Here is a 21,863-nt window from a genome sequence, read left to right on the forward strand (position 1 = left end):
ATTCGAAAGCCACCAATACTTTATAAAAGAGTTTCTATGCACCAGCTACCTTTCTCTACGACGAGTTTGACAGATGGAGTGTTCCATTTCCGTGGAGATATCCTCAACTTCAGCGCGTATGTCCTGAACACTTGTATTATTCCTTTTCCTGAATTCCTCTAAATCACCAAATATGCTTTCCTCTCCAACAACGATTCTGGGCCCGATTACTGTTTTTTCTGGACATTCCTTTCTGATCACACATAAAGAATTGTAAAACTCAACTGATCGTATCGTAGCGAGCTCTGAGTCGTCAAAACTCAGGTTATACTTTTCAGCAAACTTCGAAAGTAACCACTTCCTCGATTTGCCCAATCTCCAATGCTCGTAGTTAATAACATCAATGAGGGTTTTGAAGAAATTAATTGCTGAATAGTATTCAAACAAACCGCCGCCAAAGTTTTTCCAGTAACTGCAACACAGGTCTTCGACAATATATATCCCACCGTAATTCAACAGAGGGTAGTAATTTGCAAAGGCTCTAATTATATCGGACGATTTATGTGAGCCATCGTCTATTATTATGTCCAAACTGCTAACAATTTCTCTCACCCTTTTAGCAGTCAATAAATCACCTGCATCTCCTATCACGATCTTTATTCGCTCGTCGTCGTAAGTAAGCTCAGAGCATCTTTCATCTATGTCGCAGCCAATTATATTTTTTGCATTTGTAAAATATTTCGCCCAGATTTCAAGGCTCCCACCATTCTGAACTCCAATCTCCAAAATGTTTACTTCTTTATCCTTGTAGTCTGAAAATAACTGCTCATATATTTCTAAATAGGAAGTCCATTTATCCGTCACCTTTCCTTTATGCGTTCTAAATAACTCCACGAGTCTATAAGTCATAATTTTAGATTTCTGCAGAATTATGTAATATAATTTTTACTTACAACAAAGGTCGGCTAAAGATGCATTGCCAATAAGCGTGCTACAAAGTGCGCCAATCCAAGCCACGAAGTAGCGAATGCCAAATTTTAGAAATTGTGATTGAGCAATCAAAAAAGACTGCAGCCGAAACCTATTTCTTCTTTCATGCAAACTAATAACATGCCAAAAGTCATTGAAGCCATTTACGAAAACGGAGTGTTCAAGCCCCTCCAGAAAGTTGAACTCAGGGAGGGGGAGAAGGTAAAAGTCATTGTGGATCGGGGACTTACCCAGTTATTCGGGATGTTCCGACACAGGCGTAAGACGGACCTGGACGAAGATATGGATCTGATGATAACGGAGAGAGCATGAAGGTCTTTTTCGACACCTCTTTCTTTGTCGAGTATTTTAGAGGGAATGAGAATGCACGGAGGATTTACGAAGAACTGAAGAATTACGAATATTTTACATCGCTCAATGTGGTAGAGGAAACGACCTATATACTCATGAAGTTTACCGCTTCTGATTTTGTGAAATTGGAGAAGCACTACGAAGTAATCAAGAAACTCAAGGAAGATTCAAATGTGTACGAGAAAAGTCTCAAAAATGCAAAGCTGTTTTACAGCTCAATTCTTCATGACGGATTCCAGATCCTGCCATTGCCTTCTTGGGACCTCGTTCTCGAGATTATGGAGCGATACAGACTCCTGCCAAACGATGCCCTAATAGCAGCAACCTGCAAGCATTATGGGATAAAGAAAATCGCAACCTTCGATGAGGATTTCAGGAGGGTTGACTTTCTGCAGGTCGTAGAGCTTTGAACTGCGTGCTACGAAGTGAGCAAGCTGAAAGCTTGCCACGAAGTGGCGAACGCCAAATTTTAGAAATTGTGATGGAGCAATCTAAAAGGCGGCAGCCGAAACCTATTTCTAAACTGTAACCAAATAACAGTATGCCCAAAATAATCGAAGCCATTTACGAGAACGGCGTGTTTAAGCCCCTCCAAAAGGTTGACTTGAAGGAGGGGGAAAAAGCCAAAATCGTTTTGGAATCCATCTCTGACAAGACGTTTGGTATTCTAAAGGCCAGCGAGACGGAAATAAAAAAGGTTCTGGAGGAAATAGATGACTTCTGGGGTGTTTGTTGATACAAATATTTTGGTAAGACACCTTGCTGGGGATCAAAAGGCAAAGAAATTAATAGATCAAATTGAGATCGGGGAAATTCGCGGATATATTAACCAAATCGTGGTTTCGGAAGTTGTCTTTGTGTACATGAGACTGTTGACAAAATTAGACGCAAAAACGCTGAAGAGAAATCATGAGATTATCTGCAAAATTGACCTTGAGCCAGTTTACGAGATTCTAAGCATTTTTGTCGAATTACAATCTTCCAATTTGATTACGGTTGAATCTCGGAAAATAATGTCGAGATACGGGCTTTTACCAAACGACGCGTTAATCGCTGCAACATGCAAGCATTATGGCATCAGGAAGATTGCAACTTTCGATGAAGATTTCAGGAGGGTTGACTTTCTGCAGGTCGTAGAGCTTTGAACTGCGTGCTACGAAGTGTGCAAACCGCCCATGAGACTTCTAACCCAAACAGGTTTGCCACGAAGTAGCGAACGCCAAATTAGGATTTTAGAGATTGTGACCGGCAATCGAAAAGGAAAACATCAGCCGAAACCTATTTCTAAACCTCAACCAAATATCAGTATGCCCAAAATAATCGAAGCCATCTACGAAAACGGAGTTTTCAAGCCCCTCCAGAAGGTGAATTTCAGACCGGGATCCAAAGTAAGAATTGTGATTCAAGAAGACAAAAAAGAAATCCTGCGAAAATACAAGGGTGTTTTCGGAAAAGCAGAGGTGGAGGAGTTGAGAGAATACGAAGGGGAGGTAATGCTTTGATCGTTTTGGATACCAACATTTTCTACAACTTCCTCTTCGAAACGAACTTGACCGAAAAATCTGAAAGAATTCTCGAAACCTACGAACCGCTGTTCTCGACTTTCACTGTTTGGAACGAGACGATTTACGTAGTTTCAAGAAAGCTTGCCGAGATAAAATTTGGAATAAAATCGTATGTAAAGTTCAGGAAATTAGTGGCAGAGGAAGGATACAGTTTCTGTGCCAAGGAGATAGAGGCTTTTGAAAGTGTAATTCGAGACTTAAACATAACAGTCTTGAGAGACTATCAAAATCCGCGGGAAATATCGGAAATCATGAGCAAATTCAAATTACTTCCGAACGATGCCCTGATAGCTGCAACCTGCAGGCATTACGGGATAAGGAAGATCGCCACCTTCGATGAAGACTTCAGGCGAGTAGATTTTCTTGAGGTTGTTGAGCCTTAGGGGAAACCTATTTCTATTCTCAGACCCACAATCTATATGCCAAAAATCATCGAAGCTGTATATGAGAACGGAGTTGTTCAAGCCCCTTCAGAAGGTTGACTTGAAGGAGGGAGAAAAAATCCGACTTAGATTGGATGAGAGGGGCTATATCGATCACAGTCTGATCAGAGAGCTTGAAGTTTTACTTAAAAACGCACCAAAAACAAAAATAGACCTCAGAGAACTGGAGAGGTTACACGATGTCGGAAAAATGCTTTATTGATACCACAGTGATTCTCGAAGTCATCTTAAGGAAAGAGTTCAAGATTTTAGAGAAACTGTCGGAATACGTTCTCCATACATCTGTAAACGTTCTTGAGGAGGCATCTTTCAAGATCATCTTTGTAAGCGTGGTTGACGAACTCTCCGTTAGCCGTGTCAACATTTTCAAAGTTAAGGATAGCTTTGAGAAAGGTATAGGTTCATCCCTAACTGAAACGAGGCTTCACGCACTAAATGTGCTTAAGGATGCTCTGAAAATCATAGAAATCGACGAACACATTTTTGATATGGCCAAGAAAATAATTCTGGAGTATAAGCTCTTGCCAAACGACGCCTTAATAGCTGCCACCTGTAAGCATTACGGCATAAAGAAAATTGCAACTTTCGATGAGGATTTCAGGAGGCTTGATTTTCTTGAAGTACTTGGACTCTAACTGAAAAATCAAAAAAGAAGCACCAGCCGAAACCTATTTCTTCTTTCATGCAAATTAATGACATGCCAAAAGTAATAGAAGCCGTGTATGAGAATGGCGTGTTCAAACCGTTACAGAAGGTTGACTTGAAGGAGGGGGAAAAGGTTAAGGTGGAGCTAAAGGAGAGTGTTGTGGAGTCTGTGGCTGGAATTCTCAAAGTGAGCGATGAAAAGGTGAAAAAAGCCCTTGAAATGATTGAGTATGGAGAAGATATTTATTGACACGAATGTCATAATCGACCTGCTGAGAGGAAAGAAAAGCGTTGTTTCCTTCTTCCGGGATGTGGAAGATGGTGAAATACACGGCTTGACTAACAAAAACGGTGTTTCTGGAAACTGTTTACGTTTACCTGATCCTTACAACGGATAAAGGTCCGCTAACCTTAAGAAAGAGGCCAGAGCTAATTGAGAATGTAAATCTGGAGCCAGTTCTGAGAGTTTTTGAGATTATCGACATGCTGCCAACTGACAGGATTGCCAAAGAATACATAGTTGAACTTATTGGAAAATTTGGATTGCTGCCAAACGATGCCTTAATCGCAGCAACCTGCAAGCACTATGAAGATTTCAGGCAAGTGGATTTCCTTGAAGTTGTAGAGCCTTGAATTCGTGCTAAGGAGTGTGCAAACCATCCGGCAACGTAATCTCAGTGTCTATCGGAGAACCCCTGCTAACCTCGCAACCTTCAGAGCCTTGCCAAAACCAAGCCCCTCGATGTAGTCTTCAACTGCCTTAAACCTCACTTTTTGCTGAACTTCCCTCCTCTTCTCCAGAAACTTCCTGAGCTCTCTGATAGCGTCGATTTTTGACTTCAAAATTGCAAAATTGCCCCTCAGGCAGAAGAACAGCATCGAGCTGAAATTTCTCAGGATGAAGTAAGGAAACTCCCTCAGAAGTAAATCCCTGGGCACGTTCTTAACCACACTCCACACCCAGTTCCTGCTGTTGTAATACACAGAGAAATCCGATAAGAAGCCCGTAGATGCTGAGTGTAGGTGATAAGCTATGGCCGTTGGAACGTACAGAATCTTCCAACCTCTAATCAATGCTCTTAAACTCAAATCCACATCCTCGTTATACATGAAGTAGTCCTCATCAAACAAACCCACGTCCTCGAAAAGGCTTCTGCGATACATTGCAGCCGCAGCGCATGCTCCGGCAACGTAGCAAGGCTCGTCAAACTGCCCCTCATCCTTCTCCAAAAACCCCCTCTCCATCACAGCCAGACCTCTGTGTATTGCATGTCCCGCCGAGTTTATTCGCCCGTCCTCAAACAGTATTTTGGATGCAAAGATTCCCGCCCTTAAATCATCTGCAGCCTTCAGCATCTCTTCTGCCCAGTTTCTTTCCAGAAAGGCATCGTTGTTTACGAGGGCAACGAATTTAGTGTTTGCCATTTCAATTCCCTGATTGGCAGCCTTGGCAAACCCCAAATTCTCCTCATTCCGAATAACCTCAAACCGAGAGTAATAATCCTCAAAATTCCTCAAAATATCTCTGGATCCATCTGTTGAACCGTTGTCTATCACCAGAACTCTGAGTTTTCTGTAAGTCTGGTTTATTATGGAATTCAGGCATTCTTTCAGGTATTTTTCCCCGTTGTAGTTAACCACTATGAAGGTCAGCATCTTCTCCCTTTCCTACTTAAAATTCCGTGAACCACCCCTTTAAGGTATTGGATGATGTCACCTTTCCTCTTCAGCCTCACCAAATAGTATAAAACCCTCAGCGGCTCGGTAATCAGCGCATAGAAAAACATCGCTTTTCCAGCTCTTCTCGCCACTATCAGCCAGTTTCTGGCAGTATAGTAAAGATAATGGGGGCTGAACAGTCCCAGGGAGGCAGATACCTTGTGTCTCACCACAGCTTTGCATACGGCGAGCCTGTAACCCTTCTTCCTCGCTCTTATGCACCACTCCGTCTCCTCGTGCATCATGAAAAGCTCCTCGTCAAAGAAGCCCACGTCCTTCAAAGCCGAGCTTCTTATCAGCATCGCACATCCAACAAGCCCAAAAGGAGAGTCGAAACTTATCTCAACCTCAACCATCTTGTTCTTCAAATGCAAAACAGGATATCCAAGAAAAATGCGTGTGCCAGCAGACCATATTCTTTCGTCGCCGTAGTACTTCACCACAGGCTGACAGGCTGCAATTGTCTCATCTTCTTCCATCTCTGAGACCATTCTTTCTACTGCATCCCTCTCAAAAACCACGTCGTTGTTGGAAATCAGCACGTAATCGGCTTTGTCAATAACAGCTCTAATGCCAGCATTGCAACCTCCCGCATACCCCCTGTTCTCACCGAGTTCTAGCATTTCAACCTGAGGATACTTCCTTCTGAGCTTCTCTATCACCTCTCTCTCCGATCCGTTGTCCACCACAACTACCCTGCACGGATATGTCTGGTTCAAGAGGGAGTCTATGCATTCAGCGGTATCATCGAAATTGTTGTAGTTCACAACGATTGCGTAAACAGTCCTCATTTATGCGGAGGATAAAACCAGTCCCACGGCTTTCCGCAGCGAGGGTCGTCTTCCCTGCCGTTTATCTTTGCAGGCACAATTGTGGAGTCGTTCCAGGGCCTCCTCACCTCGTCGGGATTCTCGTAGTCATACAGTCTGCTGACGAAATACACCAGCACTGCAGGCTCCACCCCAATCGCCTTGAAGCCGTGCCAGTAATGTCCCGGCACCCTCACAACCTGAAGGTTTTTGCCCGTCGAAACTATTTCTGCCAGCTCCTGAGTTTCATCATCGTAGGCACATATCTTTATCGCCCCGCCTATGCAGACGAAGTAGTCCACCTGCCCCCTCTCATGCTTGTGCCAAGCCCTCACGATTCCCGGATAGGTCACGGACATGTTCGCCTGAAGGATTTCATCCTCAAAAACATCCCAGTCTCTTCGCATTATCTCCGTGAAGAAACCCCTCTCGTCTGCGAAGGTTTTGAGCGGTTTAACAACGATACCTGGCAGCATACTACCACCAATCAAACCAAACCCTTCTCAGCTAAATAATCTCTTAAAGCTTCCCTCCAGTGCCTCATCTTAATGCCAATTCTTTCGAGTTTGTAGTTTTGCAGGGCAGAGAAAGCTGGCCTTCTCGCCAATCTGTTAAGCTCGCTCGACTTTATTGGCTGAATTTCCACATCCCAGTCGAGAATTTCGAATATTGCCTTCGTAAACTCAAACCACGAGCAGTATCCGTCGTTTACCATGTGGTAAATTCCGTAGTCGGGGCGGAGTTTGAGAAACTCTCTAACAGCGAGGGCCACGTCCTTGGTATAGGTGGGGCTCATAAACTGGTCCGCAACAATCCTCAGCTCCTGCCCCTTTCTCGCCATATCCACCACCCAGTTTACGAAGTTACCGCCCTTTCCGCTCGCCCCGGCCTTCCCGTATAGACTTGCAACCCTGATCACGTAGTGTTTTTCCGAGTAGTTTTTCGTGAGAATTTCTCCGGCATACTTGCTCGCTCCGTAAACGTTTATAGGATTTGGCTTATCTGTCTCGACATAGGGCTCTCCCTTCTCACCATCGAAAACGTAGTCTGTACTGATGTAAATGTTAACCGCATCAATTTCCGAAGAGATTCTGGCCACATTAAGCGCCCCGATGGCGTTGACCGCAAAGGCCTTTTCCGCATGATTCTCCGCATCATCAACTCTGACATAGGCAGCGGTGTTTATGATAACGTCGGGGTGGATGTCTCTCAGCACTTCAAGGCTTTCAGACACTGCAACATCAACATCCTCATGAGTAAGCGGATAAACTGTGAACTCCTCCTTAAGAACGTCAACAAGGTCCGTTCCAAGCTGGCCTTTGGCTCCTATTACCGCTACCTTCATTCTACCATCTCAGCTTCCATGGCGTGGGATGCAAAATCCTCTCATCAGCCAGAGGCCTCCACCACCACTCGTTTTGCAGGTACCACTCAACAGTCCTCCTTATCCCTTCTTCAAAGCTAATCTTTGGCCTCCATTTCAGCTCTCTCATTATCTTCCACGAGTCGAGGGAGTAGCGAACGTCATGTCCTGGTCTATCCTCAACATACTCAATCAGGCTCTCGTCTTTCCCCATGATTTCCAGAATCGTTTTTACAATCTCAAGGTTCGTTCTTTCCTCTCCGCTTGAAATGTTGTAAACTTCTCTTCTCTCCCCCTTCTCCATAACCTCCCAGACTGCTCTACAGTGGTCCTCGACGTAAATCCAGTCCCTCACGTTCATTCCGGTTCCGTAGATTGGGACGCTCAGATTCATTTTTGCCCTTATTATGGTCTTCGGAATCAGTTTTTCCGGGAATTGATAGGGCCCATAGTTGTTCGTGCACCTTGTAATGGATGCGTTTAGGTTGTAAGTCCTTGCATAGCCGAGGACCAGCATGTCTGCAGCAGCTTTACTTGCTGAGTAGGGTGAGGAAGGCATCAACCCGTCCTTTTCCGTAAAGGAGCCTTTTTCAATGTCCCCGTAAACCTCATCCGTGCTGACGTGCACCAATCTTACCTCAGGATTGCACTTTCTCACTGCTTCGAGAATCGTATACACTCCAAGAAAGTTACTCTCGATGAAGGCATAGGGACTGGATATACTCCTGTCCACATGGCTCTCTGCAGCGAAGTTCACCACCGCATCTACCTTCTTAATCAGATCAGAGACGAGTTCATAGTCGTTTATATCCCCTTTGATGAAGCTGTATCTCTCATCCTCTGCCAAGTCTTTCAGATTTTCCGGATTGGAGCCGTACTTCAGAGCATCGAGGTTCAGAATCTCTACCTGGTGGTGAGCAAGAGCGTACCTAACGAAGTTGGAGCCGATGAACCCCATTCCTCCCGTAACAAGAATTCTCATCTTCCACCTCAAAGCAGGATCTCGGAGTAATCCCCAATGGTGAATCTTAGGAACCTCTTTCTGTCGTTCTTTCTGATTCTGACTTTCCTCCCAATGAGACTCTCCTCAATTCTCTCCACACCCTCGATAATTGACTCGCTGAGAACTATGCAGTATTCAAGCGAGCTGTTTTTAATGACCGTTCTTTCACCAACGCTCGTGTAGGGCCCGATGAACGAGTTCTCGATTATGCAGTCTTCCCCGATGACCGCTGGCCCCCTTACGATGCTGTTAGTTATTTTTGCCCCTTCTCCAACCTCAACTCTTCCCTCAATTTGCGACGCCAAAACCTCTCCCTTTACACTCCTTTTTGCCCTCTCATCGAGAATCGTTGCGTTCACCTTCAGTATGTCCTCTGCCTTGCCTGTGTCGAACCACCAACCCTTCAGTTTAGCATATCCCACATTGTAACCGTTTTCAATCATTTTTTGTAGCGTGTCGGTGATTTCAAGTTCTCCTCTCCAGCTCGGTTTTAGGTCTTTGATTATGTCAAAAACAACTGGTTTGAACATATATACACCAATTACCGCGTAGTTGCTTGGAGGTTCTTTTGGCTTCTCAATGAGTCCGACCAGTCTCTCGCCCTCAAACTTGGCAACACCAAAGGCTCTTGGATCCTCAACCTCCTTGAGAAGTATGAAGGCGTCAAAATCTTCCTCGTCAAATCTCTTAACGTATTCCTTTATACCATCCTGAATCAGGTTGTCGCCGAGATAAACTACAAACTTTTCATCACCGACGAAGTCTTTGGCAAGATAGACTGCATGAGCAATACCGAGTGGCTTACCCTGATGGATGTATGTAATCTTGCATCCGAACCTCGAACCATCTCCGTAGTGCTCTTCCACCATTTCTGGATAGGTCTCCCCCAAAATTATGGCTACCTCTTTGATTCCTGCACCAATCATGTCCTCAAGGCAATACTGGGAAACCGGCTTGTTGGCTACGGGAATCAGCTGCTTTGGCCCCGTAAAGGTTAGTGGTCTTAATCGGGTGCCGGCACCACCGTGAAGCAGTACGCCCTTCACGATAAAAGAGGGAAATTGATTTATAAAATATTGTCGGTTTTAACTCTAACCTCTCCCAAAATCGTCCTCGAACCTTTCTATGTCATCCTCCTCCAGATAATCTCCAATCTGCACCTCAATTATCTCAAGAGGGATTTTTCCGGGGTTCTCTATTCTGTGCAGAGAGCCGGCAGGGACAAAAGTGCTCTCTCTCTTCCTCAGCAGTATCTCTTTCCCATCAACAACAATCCTTGCAGTACCGTTCACGACAATCCAGTGCTCGCTTCTGTGATAGTGTCTCTGCAGGCTAATTCTCTTGCCGGGTTTGACTGTAATTCGCTTAATCTTGTAGTTGTTCTCCTCCAGAACTGTGTAGCCCCCCATGGTCTGAAGGCGGTTCTGTGGATAATTGCCCTCTTGTCGTTTTTAGTTTTGAGGATGTTATAGACTTCTTTAACCTTCTCGGCGCTTCCCCTCTTTGCCACAAGCATTGCATCGTCAGTGTCTATTATAAGAAGGTTCTCCACGTCAATGAGCGTGGTTAACCTCTCCGCAACCACCAAATTTCCCTTTGAGTTGACCGCAATAACTTCACTTCCAGCCACTGCATTACTGCTCTCATCTTTATGCAGGTACTCATAAATAGCATCGAAACTGCCCATATCACTCCATTCTACATCAATTGGCACCACAGCTACTCTCTCCGATTTTTCTACAATGCCATAGTCAATCGAAATTTCCGGAACTTCAGCATATGCTCCCACACCTTTTTCGAAAATGCGCAGCATTTCCGGAGCGTGCCTTTTTAACTCCTCCTTAAAAAGAGTACTGTCAAAAAGAAACATGCCGCTGTTCCATAGGTAGCCCTCCTTTATGAGCCTCTGCCATCCTTAAATCTGGCTTCTCATGGAAATCCTCTACCCTGAACGCGCCCTCAAGGTCATTACCCGGCTTGATGTACCCGTAACCAGAATGTGCTTTTGTCGGCCTAATGCCAAAGGTAACCAGAAATCTATCGCTGAACTTTTCTGCAATTCTGAACGCTTTGATGCACTCCTCATTGACCTCTACGATATGGTCAGATGGCAGAACAGCGAAATTTCCGTCTCCTGCTTTCATCATGGCATAGCAGATTGCTGGTAATGTATTTTTGGCTTCTGGCTCAAGCAGTATGTTCTCTTCTGGAATTTTTACCCCCTAAATCGTCAAGATCATCTGAAACTCTGAATCTGTACTCTTCGTTAGTAACCACGTATATATCACTTGCATCGGAAAATATCAAGGCTCTTCTGACAGTCTTCTGAAAAAGAGATTCTCCAAATAATCGTTAAAACTGCTTGGGCATGGCTTCCCTGCTAAGCGGCCAGAGACGTGTCCCCTTCCCGCCTGCAAGTATTATGGTTTTCATTGTATCTGGTTTATTGTTCTGAACATAATTTTTTCTGATGTTGTATCTGAGTAAAAATGAAAAACCACCTTGTAAACTTATAACGTGGAAGTTGTGTTCATTTACGACGCAGTTTACCCTTGGGTAAAGGGCGGGGTTGAAAAAAGGATTTACGAGATAGGTAAAAGGCTCTCCCATTGGGGATTCAGAGTTAAATGGCTCTGTGCCGGGTGGTGGGGCAAAGAGCAGAGAAAATTAGAAGGGATTGAGCTGATACCCGTTTGCGGTCCCTTGAGGCTTTACTCGGGAGAGAGGAGAAGTATCAGCTCAGCTCTTTCATTTGCGTTGAGTCTGGCAAAGAACGCAAAAATCAATGCAGACGTTCTGGACTGCCAGGTTTTCCCATATCTTTCGGTTTTTCCCTTCTTCAGGAGAAGGAATTTGGTGCTCACGTGGCACGAGTATTGGGGGGACTACTGGAAGGAGTATCTGGGATATGCGGGATTATTTGGCAGGCAAATTGAGAGAATTGTTGCTTCACTCGACAGAAAGATGGTTGCGGTATCTGAAACAACCGCCCGAAACCTCCTGAATCTTGGTGTGAAAAATGTTGAGGTAATTCCCAACGGAATCGACTTTGAATTTATAAGGAGGGTCGAAGCGTCTGAAGAATCACTGGATGTGGTTTTTGCAGGCAGGCTGATAAAGGAGAAAGGTGCTGATTTGCTAATCAAAGCGATGAAGCTCCTCCCTGATTACAGTTGCCTTATTGTAGGTGAGGGGCCGGAAAAAGCCAGTTTAATCAAGTCAGCTCCCGAAAATGTCAAGTTTGCTGGCTTTATGAACTATGGGTATCTGATAGCGACGCTGAAAAGCGCAAAGGTTTTTGTTCTTCCCTCCAGAAGAGAGGGTTTCGGAATTGCAGCCCTCGAAGCTAACGCCTGCGGTCTGCCTGTTGTTACTATAAACCACCCAATGAATGCTGTGGTGGAGATTGCGAGAGAAACCGGGTTCATAGCCTCACCTTCTCCCCAAGACATTGCCGAAAAAATTAAAATTGCGATGGAGTCAAGGAAAAAAATGAGGAGAAGATGTGTGGATTACGCCAGAAAGTTCGACTGGAGCGTTATAGCAAAAAAGATGGCTGATTTCTATGATAACTGTGGTTCTTCCGACTAAAAACGAGGAGAAGGCGATTGAGGAAATAGTGAAAAAATGTTTGGTGGTTGGGGTTAAGGAGATAATCGTTGTAGATGACTCTACCGACTCAACGCCGGAAATTGCGGAAAAGCTTGGATGCAGGGTGATAAAGAACGTCAAAGGTTACGGCAATGCCTACTTGGAGGGTTTAAAGCATGCAAGTGGTGATATCATTGTTCTGATGGATGCAGACGGAACCTACGACCCAGCTGAGATACCTAAACTTGTTGAGCCAATTTTAAGGGATGAGGCGGATGTTGTTATCGGCAGCAGGTTTAAAGGCAAAATAATGCCCGGCGCTATGCCCTGGCACCACAAATATTTGGGAAACCCCCTCCTCACAAAGCTAACAAACTTCCTGTTCGGGACGGGATTCAGCGATGTCCACAGCGGTTTTAGGGCAATAAAAAAAAGTTCACTCTCCCAACTCGACCTCAAATGTCCGGGAATGGAGTTTGCAACGGAATTTGTTCTCAAAACAACGATGAGCGGTTTGAGACTGCTGGAGGTTCCCGTAACATACTACCCCCGGAAGGGAGATAGCAAGCTGAGGTCGTTCAGGGATGGTTGGAGGCATCTCAGGCTAATTCTCGCCACCTCTCCAGGCCATGTTTTTCTAATCCCATCCATATTTCTGACTTTAATCGGCGTTGCAGTCATGACCTACGTCCTGACCTTTGAACCGATAAGGACACATACTCTGATTCTCGGAACACTTTTAACTCTCATTGGTATCCAGACCTTCTTTTTCGGCGTTTCGGGAAAGCTGTACTCAAGGCAGATTGGATTCAGGAGAGACGATAGAATAACGTCTTTTTTCAGCAGATACTCGACCATCGAGGGGTTAATGCTTGCTGGGTTAGCAATTCTCGCACTCGGCTTTTATCTCGGTTACAGAATAGTTTCATTCTGGCTTGCTAAAGGATTTGGGTCTTTGGACGAATTTAATGATGCAATTCTTTCCATGTTGCTCATTTTTTCAGGATTTCAGATAATCCTGAGTTCTCTTTTCCTCAGCATGTTTCTGCTGAACGAGAGCAATGGAGAAAAAGTAATATTGAAATCATAATACTGCCTTCATGGACAGAAAGGTATTGATGCTGGCGGTTATACTCTTTGCCCTTGCGGTCAGATTTCAGAACTTCGGTGAGATTTTCGATTCGGGGATTTACTACACGGGTTACGACTCCTACTACCACATGAGGCTTGTGGAGGTAATGGTAAAGGAAAGTTTCCGCCCGGATTACGATTACTATATAAACTATCCCTTCGGGCTGAAAATAACCTGGCCCCCGCTCTTTGATTATATCCTTGCCTTCCCCGGCATGCTCTTCGGTTTTCATTCGTCGGAAATCTTCGCCGTCTTCCTTCCCGTCATCCTTGGCGTTTTGTCTGTTGTGCTAATTTGCCTCACAGCCCTTCAGATTGTAAACAATCAGACCTTTGCTTTAATCTCGGCCTTCATCTATGCCGCAGCACCGGTGGCAGTGTGGAAGACAGTTCTTGGGCAGGCCGACCATCACGCTTTGGTAATCTTTCTCTTTTTGCTATCAGCGTACCTTCTGCTTAAGGATGGTGTCTGGAAGATTCTAGCTGGACTTCCAATGCTTTTTATGGCTCTTGCCTGGCTCGGTTCACCGATATATGGAGCATTGCTGGCATTTTCAGCACTTGTTCACTTTGACAGAAAAGCGCTGAGACTTGTAGCAGCCTCATACCTTATTCCAGCAATCTCCTTCGTTCTGTATCCTCCAGTTGGTATATCATTTTTCGGACTTGCCGCCTTTCTTTTCGTTGGTAGTGTAGTAAAGGGTTACGAGGACAGATTTAGAAACGCCACGATCTACTACATAGCATTATCGCTTGCCACCGTTCTTATTATCTACTTTATTCCCCTCCCACACTTCGAATTCGTGAAGGGAGGCATCAACTACATCTTTGGGGCCAACATATACCTTCCAACCATAAGCGAGGCGAGGTCTCTACAAATTTTTGAAATCATATCAGCTTCAGGTTACATCTACTTCATTTTCGCTCTGATTTCGGTTTTGTTTTTTAGAAACAGGTTTGTACTCTCGATGTTCTTCCTGTCCTTCATTCTTGCTCTGATGCAGCTCAGGTTTACGGAAGTTCTTGTGGTGCCGTCGGCACTGCTATCTGCCTACTTGGTTAGCTTAGTTCTCGAAAGGCTGGAATATCCTGTTTTCGAAAAGGCTGATGAGGAGGAAAAGAGTAGAAGGAGGAAAAGAAAGGACAGAAAAGTCAAGCAGAAAAATGCGGAGGTAGAGTGGAAGGATCATGCTGTTGTTGCAGCATTCCTCGTAATCCTCGCCATACCGTGTATAGTCGTTGCCGTAGTCCCCTTCGACCTCACCGAAGACTGGAAAGAAGCTCTCGAATGGATGAGAACTTCGCTGGAAGAGCAGAACTACCTGAACCCCTACGAAAAGCCTGAGTATTCTGTAATGAGCTGGTGGGACTACGGTAACTGGATTCTCTACGTTTCAAAAAAGGCTGTGGTCTGCAACAACTTTCAGGCAGGGGCTGTTGATGCGGCTAAGTTCTTTACTGCAAAAAGCGAGGATGAAGCCATTAAAATTGCAAAGAAACGTGGTGTGAGGTACGTTGTTACCGCCGATGAGATTACGATGAAGGACGCTAACAACACTAAGTTCCCCGCAATCATGCGGATCGCTGGCTACAATGTGGATTTGATGACTGAAGGTGAAATCCTTAACTTCTTCAACCATACCGTGCTTTACAGGCTCCACATGGAGAACGCCGAAAACCTGACCCACTTCAGGCTGGTAAAGGAATTCGGCGATGTTAAGATTTTTGAGGTTGTGGGTAGCTAATACCTGATTTTCGATGCACACTCCCTGCAGAAGCTAACCGGCTTTCTGTCAACATCCTGAACTGAGTTTGAAAACCGCATAACGCAGTTGTTACTGCAGTGCTTCAAACCAAGAACGTGGCCGATCTCGTGCACAGCCTCCTTGACAACCCTCTCCCTGTAAAGCTCGCTGTCCGCTGTTGTGAGGCGGAAAACTGATAGCACGGCCCTCGCCCCTCCGAGTTCTGCCTCGCCAAAAACGAAGTTCATTCCTTTGGCGTAGATATCCTTACCCGTCACACCCAAGGTAACTTTAATCGGGGGGAGCATCCTCAGGATGCACGTTGAGTTGTACTGTCTTCTGGAGGCGTTGTAGCACTTAAGGCTAACATCTGATGCCGGAAGCACAAAAACCTCGGCGTTGAAAATTTTCGGGAGGGAGTTTGCGAGTACCTCAACCGTGTGGCTGTTCACCGAAAGAGGCTGGATGTATATCTTCATAGGAGCCCTCCTATTACCTCAACAACCCTCTCCCCCACAACCTTTGCAACGTCCACACCGAAGGTGGAGATGATGTACCACCCGCCGTAAATTGTTCCTATCATGCTCCCGACATTCGTTAAAGCGGCAACGAGGAGCACGCGGAAGAACTTGTTCTGCATCATCTCCCTAAGGCTTTCCGCCTCAACGAGCTTTGAGAAATCCTCAACCGTCGGTTTCCTAATCCATGCTTCCACTAGGCCCGAAACCCAGCCGGCAGCAACAAGCGGATTAAGGGAAGTCATCCAGGCGCACAGAAATGCCGTTACTATGGACAAAGGATGCCCCCTCGCCAGCGAAGCGCCTACTGCAGAGAGCACTCCGTTAATTAAGAACCAGTAAAGAAACGCCTGAACTAGAACTTCCGTGTTGAGCGACGTGGCTATGAGGATAAAGGTTCCAACAATCAGGGCAGTAAAGGCCCCCATGAAAATTTTGAAGTAGCTTCTACCCTTCTTCACCTCCTCAAGCTCCCTCAAATTTACGGGATTTTCCTTGAGTTTCAGCAGAGCCTCCTCGATCCCCTTCCTGTGGCCAGCACCAACAACGGCTACAATTCTGTTGTATCTGGACAGAGCGTTGAGCAGGTTGGCGGCCATGTAAACATCCCTCTCGTCGATCAGAACTTTTGCAGCGTTGGGGGATATCTTTCTGAACTCCTTTACCAGCATGTCAAGAACGTCCTCTTCAAGCATCTCATCGACCTCTATCTCATCCCCGCTGAAGGTGCTTCTTACGAGGTGAAAAATGAGCTTTATTTTCTCCACGAACGTCAGCTTCTGCCAGAAGCGCGTGAAGGTAAGGCCAATATCTCTGTCTATGAGCAGCACATCTGCTCCTGCTTCCCTTGCCTTCTCAATTGCTGCAAGCATCTCGCTGCCCGGCTTCACTCCAGTCTCCTCTCCAACCTTCCTCTGAAAGTATGCAAGAATGAGCTGAAAGAGGAGCATGAAAACGTTGCCCTTCCTTATCACATCAGCTACCGAAATCTCCTCCCTCTGCCCGTGGACGAGGGCGTGATACCTTCTCGGACAGAGCTCAACCGCAACCGCATCGGGCTTTTCCCTTTCAATAACCTCCGCGACCTCTTCAACGCTTCTCTTGGAAACGTGTGCTGTGCCTACTATGACGAGCCTCTTTTCCTCCAACCCATCACCTCCAGAGCCTCAAGAATCTCCTTGATTCTCATTAAGTCGCTCCTTGACACGATTCCGACAACTCTGCCGTGCTCAACCACCGGCAGCCTCCCGATCCCCATCTCGCTCATAATCTTGAAAGCTTCAAAGGCCGATTGGTTTGGTGAGACCGCAACAACCTCTCTGCTCATAATGTTGCCAACCCTCTCCTCGGGCTCAACCCCGATTATGTCGTGGAGAGTGATAATCCCCACAAGCCTTTCTCCTTCAACAACTGGAAATCCGAGATGCTTTGTTTTCAGAATCAAATCAATCACTTCCGAGACCGTCATCTCCGGGGTTACAGTAACAACCTCTGTGTTCATAACATCAGCCACCCTAACCCTTCCGAGCACGTTCTCAAGCAGCACGAGCCTCTCCTCCTCGTTGGCTCCGATGTAAACAAAGAGTGCTATGAGTATCAGCCACGGATTCGTGAATATCCCGAAGATTGCCATAAATATCGCCAGCGCCCTTCCGATCTCCGCGGCAATCTTTGTAGCTTCGGCGTAACTCCTCTTCTCAGCCAAAAAGCTCCTCAAAATTCTACCTCCATCCATCGGGAAGGCGGGAATCAGGTTGAAGATGGCAAGAATGAAGTTGAGGTAGCCGAAAAGCAGAAAGAAGGCGCTGAGCTCGGCAACGGGAATTGACGAGAGGAGAGCGGAGACAACGGCAATTCCGAAGCTCGTTGCGGGGCCGGATATGGCAACCACAAGCTCCTCTCGCGGCTTTTTCGGCAGCTCATCCATCATCGCAACCCCACCGAAGATGAAGAGCATTATTCCCCTTATCCTGACACCGTATCTCCTCGCAACGAGAGAGTGGCCGAGCTCATGCGCGAGAATTGAAGCGAAAAGTCCCACCGCAGCCATGCTTGATAAAATTATCCTCTCAGACAAAGGAAAATTTGCAAAGCCGTAGGGGAACGGAGAAACTGAGAAGGCGTATATGAGAAGAACAAGCAGGATTAGAAGGCTTATGTGCACCTCCACATCAATTCCGAAGACTCTGAAAATTTTGAAGGACGCTCGCATAAATAGTGATTACAGGTGCTTTTATAAATACCTAACCTCAGTTGACATTCTGTGAACTTGCTTTGGAGTTAGATTCAAAAAATCGGAAAATTTTTTATTTTTTCAAAAGTAAAGTTTGAAGGGTGGAAGGCATGATGAACGGAAAGGAGTACATTGAGAGTTTGAGAAAGCTGAAGCCAAAGGTCTATTTCATGGGGAGGAAGATCGATAGCGTTGCTGACGATCCCATCACCGCTCCGCATGTGAATGCTGCTGCAATGACCTACGAACTCGCTAACGATCCGAGATACGAGGATGTGATGACCGCTACTTCCCACCTAACTGGGGAGAAGATAAACAGGTTCACCCACATTCACCAGAGCACGGAGGATTTGGTCAAGAAGGTAAGGATGATGCGGCTGCTCGGCAGAAAGACAGGAAGCTGCTTTCAGCGCTGCGTGGGGCTTGATGCTCTCTGCGCTCTTTACATAACAACCTACGACGTTGACAGGAAATACGGAACCGACTACCACGAGAGGTTCAAGGATTACCTGATTCATGTTCAGAAAAACGATTTGATGGCGGCGGGAGCCATGACGGATGTTAAGGGCGACAGGAGCCTCAGGCCGCACCAGCAGGCAGACCCGGACGTGTATGTGAGGGTTGTTGAAAGGAGGGAAGACGGGATTGTTGTGAGAGGCGCCAAGGCGCACATTACCGGTGCGGTAAACTCTCACGAGATCATAGCACTGCCAACAAGAGCCATGGGGGAAGAGGATAAGGACTACGCCGTGGCGTTTGCCGTTCCGGTAGATGCAGAGGGAGTGGTGATGATTTTCGGAAGGCAGACAAATGACGTGCGAAGGCTGGACGGGGACATCGACTGTGGGAATGCTAAATATGCCACGGTTGGCGGAGAGGCTTTGATAATCTTCAACGACGTGTTCGTGCCGTGGGAGAGAGTTTTCATGTGCGGGGAGTACGATTTTGCGTCGGAGCTTGTTGAAACCTTCGCAACATATCACAGGCAGAACTACGGAGGCTGCAAGGTTGGAGTTGCGGATGTGCTGATCGGAGCTTCGGCAGCTATTGCCGAGTACAACGGCGTTGAAAGGGCTTCGCACATCGTGGACAAGCTGACTGAAATGGTTCATTTGGCAGAAACTTGCTGGTGCTGCTCCCTCGCGTGCTCCTACGAGGGCTTCAAAACTCCCTCTGGAGCCTACATGCCGAACCTGCTTTTGGCCAACGTCACGAAGCTCAACATAACCCGCTTCCCCTACGAGTGGTCGAGGCTGGCTCAGGACATCGTTGGCGGTTTGGTGGCGACAACACCGTCCGAGCTTGACTACAAGAATCCCGAAACAAGAGATTTGATTGAGAAGTACCTCAAAGGAAAGGCCGACGTACCGACCGAGCACAGGGTCAGGATGATAAGGCTGATCGAGAACCTGTCAATCGGGGCTGAGCTGCCGGAGTCTATGCACGGAGCAGGCTCGCCAGCCGCGCAGAAGATAATGATTGCGAGAAGGGCGAACATCGACGTGAAGAAGGAAGAGGCAAAGAGAGTTGCGGGGATTCTTCCAGATGAGGACTACTTGAGGGTGAGAGGGTTCAAGAGAGAAGGGGATGAAGGTCGGAGTTAAGTACTGCGGTGGATGCAACCCCGAGTACAGGCGGGAGGATGTTGAGGATGTGCTGAGAAAGCACTTCACAATTTTTTACTCGGAGGATGCTGACGTTCTCGTTTTGATTAACGGCTGCAAGAAAGCCTGTTTGCTTGAGGAAGTGAATCATCCAAAAGTCGTGAGCGTTGATTCTCCGGTGAGTGAGGAGGAGCTGCTGAGAAGAGTTCTCAAGGCCATGAGAGGTTAGCTCCGCACACCATTTGTGCGGAGTTAGGGAAAGGAAGCACAGGCAGCCAAGCAGAAAAAATTAAATATTAACACGTCTAAAAAAAGCTGAGATGATAGACGTCATAATGACCGGAGAGTTGTTGAAGACCGTAACGAGGGCTATAGTTGCGCTGGTCAGCGAGGCGAGAATACACTTCCTAGAAAAGGGATTGCATTCGAGAGCCGTTGACCCCGCAAACGTTGCGATGGTCATAGTTGACATCCCGAAAGACAGCTTTGAGGTTTACAACATAGATGAGGAGAAAACCATAGGAGTGGACATGGACAGGATTTTCGACATAAGCAAGTCAATCTCGACCAAAGACCTCGTTGAGCTGATCGTTGAGGATGAGAGCACGCTGAAGGTAAAGTTCGGAAGCGTGGAGTACAAGGTGGCGCTGATAGACCCCTCCGCAATAAGGAAAGAGCCGAGAATTCCCGAGCTGGAGCTGCCAGCGAAGATTGTTATGGATGCGGGGGAGTTCAAGAAGGCAATTGCGGCTGCAGACAAAATCAGCGACCAGGTGATTTTCAGGTCAGACAAGGAGGGCTTCAGGATTGAGGCGAAGGGGGATGTTGACAGCATCGTTTTCCACATGACGGAAACTGAGCTGATAGAGTTCAACGGAGGGGAAGCAAGGAGCATGTTCAGCGTTGACTACCTCAAGGAGTTCTGCAAGGTTGCGGGAAGCGGTGATTTGCTCACGATTCACCTCGGAACCAACTATCCAGTCAGGCTGGTTTTTGAGCTTGTTGGCGGCAGGGCAAAGGTCGAGTACATCCTGGCTCCGCGCATAGAGTCGGAGTGATTGATGAAATACCTACCCCTTTACCCAATTTTGGCTCGCTATCCCTTTCTGAGAATTGCCTCACGCGTTTTCTCATTCAACATCGAGGATGAGCTTAGAAAGTTTCTGGATACTGTTGAAGCCGCAAAGAGGATTGTTGACAAGGCAATTGACGGCAGGGTGGAGTACGACAGGTTCACAGATGAGTCGGAGTTCTTCTGTCTTGGCTGTGAGGAGAACTGCTATGATTGCCAGAAAAGGGGAACGCTTGAAGGTTGCGACCTTTGTATGGGCTGTTTCGAAAACTGCTCGCTCTACTACCCCCGTGAAGCGGTTGAGAGGTTCTACACAAACGCCAAGCTCTCCCTCTTGACGTACATCGCATCCAGAATGATTGTTTCGGCGATGGAGGACTGGGTGAGGATGAGGTACGCTGTTAACGAGGCGAGCTATTACTCAAGGCTGTTGAGGGAAGATGTAGAAGAGAGCGGTAAAGAGCCGATAGTCAGGCTTGTGGCGATAGACCTCGGTGCGAAGCTTAAAGGCTGGAAAATGCACGTTTCAACCTTTGTTAGAGTTTCCGCGAGAATTAAGGATGACAAGTGGAGGCTCGTGAACAGAAAGCTGAGAAACGGTTGGGTTGAGACCACCAAAGCCGAGGTTTTAAGGGGGCTGGAGGAGCTACTGAGAATGAAGCTTTTCGAGAAGGTTCCGGTGAGCGAGGCGGTGAGCGAGGCAGTGAGGGAGCTTTCAAGGAAGGCGAAGAGGGAGTCGGAGAAGTTTGCAATGGACTTGGGGGAGGTTGACCTTAACTGCCTCCCTCCCTGCATGAGGGAAATTCTCTCAGAGCTTCAGAGGGGTATGAACATCCCCCATACCGCAAGGTTTGCAATTACCTCCTTCCTCCTTAACATCGGAATGACCGTTGACGAAATAATAGCGCTGTTTAAGTCCGCACCTGACTTCGACGATGAAAAGACGAGGTATCAGGTCGAGCACATCGCCGGAGAGAGGGGGAAGGGGGCTGAGTACACCTCCCCATCGTGCGACACAATGAGAACCTACAGCAACTGCGTTGCCGATTGCAGGGTTTCGCATCCCTTAATTTATTATAAAAAATGTAAATCGAAAAGTTGA

General features: G+C 46.6%; 26 protein-coding genes and 2 pseudogenes. 17 read left to right on the forward strand and 11 right to left on the reverse strand.

Features of this window, described 5'->3' with window-relative positions:
- Positions 1–45 precede the first annotated feature (45 nt).
- Positions 46–888 carry a class I SAM-dependent methyltransferase gene (locus AF_RS01585; RefSeq protein ID WP_010877819.1) on the reverse strand — a complete coding sequence of 281 codons (843 nt, stop codon included), beginning with the start codon at positions 886–888 and terminating at the stop codon, positions 46–48.
- A 201-nt stretch (positions 889–1,089) separates the two neighbouring features.
- Here AF_RS01585 and AF_RS01590 point away from each other — a divergent pair, with 201 nt between their 5' ends.
- The 10 genes and pseudogenes from AF_RS01590 to AF_RS12350 all read left to right on the forward strand — a co-directional run bounded on the left by AF_RS01590 (position 1,090) and on the right by AF_RS12350 (position 4,606).
- The gene (locus AF_RS01590; protein ID WP_048064612.1) at positions 1,090–1,281 is read left to right on the forward strand and encodes an antitoxin family protein; all 192 of its coding nucleotides are present in this window, start codon (positions 1,090–1,092) and stop codon (positions 1,279–1,281) included.
- Complete coding sequence (locus AF_RS13260; RefSeq protein WP_010877820.1) at positions 1,278–1,730, forward strand: type II toxin-antitoxin system VapC family toxin; 453 nt, start codon at positions 1,278–1,280, stop codon at positions 1,728–1,730. Before AF_RS01590 ends, AF_RS13260 begins: the two co-directional genes overlap by 4 nt.
- 131 nt (positions 1,731–1,861) lie before the next feature.
- On the forward strand, positions 1,862–2,056 hold the full coding sequence (locus AF_RS01600; RefSeq protein ID WP_010877821.1) for an antitoxin family protein: 195 nt from the start codon (positions 1,862–1,864) through the stop codon (positions 2,054–2,056).
- Positions 2,034–2,465, forward strand: coding sequence for a type II toxin-antitoxin system VapC family toxin (locus AF_RS01605; RefSeq protein ID WP_010877822.1), 432 nt, complete (start codon positions 2,034–2,036; stop codon positions 2,463–2,465). The genes AF_RS01600 and AF_RS01605 overlap by 23 nt, the downstream gene beginning before the upstream one ends.
- 162 nt (positions 2,466–2,627) lie before the next feature.
- Positions 2,628–2,822, forward strand: a complete 195-nt coding sequence (locus AF_RS01610; protein ID WP_048064216.1) for an antitoxin family protein — start codon at positions 2,628–2,630, stop codon at positions 2,820–2,822.
- Complete coding sequence (locus AF_RS12565; RefSeq protein WP_010877824.1) at positions 2,819–3,268, forward strand: type II toxin-antitoxin system VapC family toxin; 450 nt, start codon at positions 2,819–2,821, stop codon at positions 3,266–3,268. Before AF_RS01610 ends, AF_RS12565 begins: the two co-directional genes overlap by 4 nt.
- 36 nt (positions 3,269–3,304) lie before the next feature.
- A pseudogene (locus AF_RS01620) lies at positions 3,305–3,530 on the forward strand (antitoxin family protein).
- A complete protein-coding gene (locus AF_RS01625) occupies positions 3,508–3,963 on the forward strand; it encodes a type II toxin-antitoxin system VapC family toxin (protein ID WP_010877825.1) in 456 nt (151 codons plus the stop codon). The pseudogene AF_RS01620 and the gene AF_RS01625 overlap by 23 nt, the downstream one beginning before the upstream one ends.
- A 62-nt stretch (positions 3,964–4,025) precedes the next feature.
- Positions 4,026–4,223, forward strand: coding sequence for an antitoxin family protein (locus tag AF_RS01630; protein ID WP_048064614.1), 198 nt, complete (start codon positions 4,026–4,028; stop codon positions 4,221–4,223).
- A gap of 101 nt (positions 4,224–4,324) precedes the next feature.
- Positions 4,325–4,606, forward strand: coding sequence for a PIN domain-containing protein (locus AF_RS12350; RefSeq protein WP_010877827.1), 282 nt, complete (start codon positions 4,325–4,327; stop codon positions 4,604–4,606).
- Positions 4,607–4,654: 48 nt separating this feature from the next.
- Here the strand turns inward: AF_RS12350 and AF_RS01640 are convergent, their stop codons facing one another.
- From AF_RS01640 to AF_RS13850, 7 genes and pseudogenes are all read right to left on the reverse strand, one after another.
- Complete coding sequence (locus AF_RS01640; protein ID WP_010877828.1) at positions 4,655–5,629, reverse strand: glycosyltransferase family 2 protein; 975 nt, start codon at positions 5,627–5,629, stop codon at positions 4,655–4,657.
- Positions 5,623–6,483, reverse strand: a complete 861-nt coding sequence (locus AF_RS01645) for a glycosyltransferase family 2 protein (protein WP_010877829.1) — start codon at positions 6,481–6,483, stop codon at positions 5,623–5,625. The genes AF_RS01640 and AF_RS01645 overlap by 7 nt, the downstream gene beginning before the upstream one ends.
- Entirely contained in the window at positions 6,480–6,977 is a 498-nt protein-coding gene (locus tag AF_RS01650) for a dTDP-4-dehydrorhamnose 3,5-epimerase family protein (protein WP_010877830.1), read from the reverse strand. Before AF_RS01650 ends, AF_RS01645 begins: the two co-directional genes overlap by 4 nt.
- 11 nt (positions 6,978–6,988) lie before the next feature.
- Positions 6,989–7,846: a dTDP-4-dehydrorhamnose reductase gene (rfbD, locus tag AF_RS01655; protein ID WP_010877831.1), complete on the reverse strand. Its 858-nt coding sequence runs from the start codon at positions 7,844–7,846 to the stop codon at positions 6,989–6,991.
- A gap of 1 nt (position 7,847) precedes the next feature.
- A complete protein-coding gene (gene rfbB / locus AF_RS01660) occupies positions 7,848–8,846 on the reverse strand; it encodes a dTDP-glucose 4,6-dehydratase (RefSeq protein ID WP_010877832.1) in 999 nt (332 codons plus the stop codon).
- 8 nt (positions 8,847–8,854) lie between these two features.
- The gene (locus tag AF_RS01665; protein ID WP_010877833.1) at positions 8,855–9,913 is read right to left on the reverse strand and encodes a glucose-1-phosphate thymidylyltransferase; all 1,059 of its coding nucleotides are present in this window, start codon (positions 9,911–9,913) and stop codon (positions 8,855–8,857) included.
- 45 nt (positions 9,914–9,958) lie between these two features.
- Positions 9,959–11,300, reverse strand: a pseudogene (locus AF_RS13850) (mannose-1-phosphate guanylyltransferase/mannose-6-phosphate isomerase).
- Between the two features lie 84 nt (positions 11,301–11,384).
- Between AF_RS13850 and AF_RS01675 the strand changes: the two are divergent.
- The 3 genes from AF_RS01675 to aglB1 are packed head-to-tail and all read left to right on the forward strand — an operon-like array spanning position 11,385 to position 15,334.
- Positions 11,385–12,458, forward strand: coding sequence for a glycosyltransferase family 4 protein (locus tag AF_RS01675; protein ID WP_010877834.1), 1,074 nt, complete (start codon positions 11,385–11,387; stop codon positions 12,456–12,458).
- The gene (locus AF_RS01680; protein WP_010877835.1) at positions 12,433–13,548 is read left to right on the forward strand and encodes a glycosyltransferase family 2 protein; all 1,116 of its coding nucleotides are present in this window, start codon (positions 12,433–12,435) and stop codon (positions 13,546–13,548) included. Before AF_RS01675 ends, AF_RS01680 begins: the two co-directional genes overlap by 26 nt.
- A 10-nt stretch (positions 13,549–13,558) precedes the next feature.
- Complete coding sequence (gene aglB1 / locus AF_RS01685; protein ID WP_010877836.1) at positions 13,559–15,334, forward strand: dolichyl-phosphooligosaccharide-protein glycotransferase AglB1; 1,776 nt, start codon at positions 13,559–13,561, stop codon at positions 15,332–15,334.
- On the opposite strand, the gene amzA is transcribed toward aglB1, so the two are convergent.
- The 3 genes from amzA to AF_RS01700 are packed head-to-tail and all read right to left on the reverse strand — an operon-like array spanning position 15,331 to position 18,064.
- Positions 15,331–15,813, reverse strand: coding sequence for an archaemetzincin (amzA, locus tag AF_RS01690; protein WP_010877837.1), 483 nt, complete (start codon positions 15,811–15,813; stop codon positions 15,331–15,333). The two genes, aglB1 and amzA, sit on opposite strands and share 4 nt — an antisense overlap.
- Positions 15,810–17,000 carry a TraB/GumN family protein gene (locus AF_RS01695; RefSeq protein ID WP_010877838.1) on the reverse strand — a complete coding sequence of 397 codons (1,191 nt, stop codon included), beginning with the start codon at positions 16,998–17,000 and terminating at the stop codon, positions 15,810–15,812. Before AF_RS01695 ends, amzA begins: the two co-directional genes overlap by 4 nt.
- Positions 16,976–18,064, reverse strand: a complete 1,089-nt coding sequence (locus AF_RS01700) for a CBS domain-containing protein (protein ID WP_010877839.1) — start codon at positions 18,062–18,064, stop codon at positions 16,976–16,978. Before AF_RS01700 ends, AF_RS01695 begins: the two co-directional genes overlap by 25 nt.
- Positions 18,065–18,195: 131 nt before the next feature.
- On the opposite strand from AF_RS01700, the gene AF_RS01705 reads away from it, so the two are divergent.
- The 4 genes from AF_RS01705 to priL all read left to right on the forward strand — a co-directional run bounded on the left by AF_RS01705 (position 18,196) and on the right by priL (position 21,863).
- On the forward strand, positions 18,196–19,689 hold the full coding sequence (locus AF_RS01705; RefSeq protein WP_048064616.1) for a 4-hydroxyphenylacetate 3-hydroxylase family protein: 1,494 nt from the start codon (positions 18,196–18,198) through the stop codon (positions 19,687–19,689).
- The gene (locus AF_RS01710) at positions 19,673–19,918 is read left to right on the forward strand and encodes a hypothetical protein (RefSeq protein ID WP_010877841.1); all 246 of its coding nucleotides are present in this window, start codon (positions 19,673–19,675) and stop codon (positions 19,916–19,918) included. The genes AF_RS01705 and AF_RS01710 overlap by 17 nt, the downstream gene beginning before the upstream one ends.
- Before the next feature lie 91 nt (positions 19,919–20,009).
- Positions 20,010–20,747, forward strand: coding sequence for a DNA polymerase sliding clamp (locus AF_RS01715; protein WP_010877842.1), 738 nt, complete (start codon positions 20,010–20,012; stop codon positions 20,745–20,747).
- A 3-nt stretch (positions 20,748–20,750) separates the two neighbouring features.
- Complete coding sequence (gene priL / locus AF_RS01720; RefSeq protein WP_010877843.1) at positions 20,751–21,863, forward strand: DNA primase regulatory subunit PriL; 1,113 nt, start codon at positions 20,751–20,753, stop codon at positions 21,861–21,863.

This window comes from Archaeoglobus fulgidus DSM 4304 (genome assembly GCF_000008665.1).
Taxonomy (GTDB): Archaea; Halobacteriota; Archaeoglobi; order Archaeoglobales; family Archaeoglobaceae; genus Archaeoglobus; species Archaeoglobus fulgidus.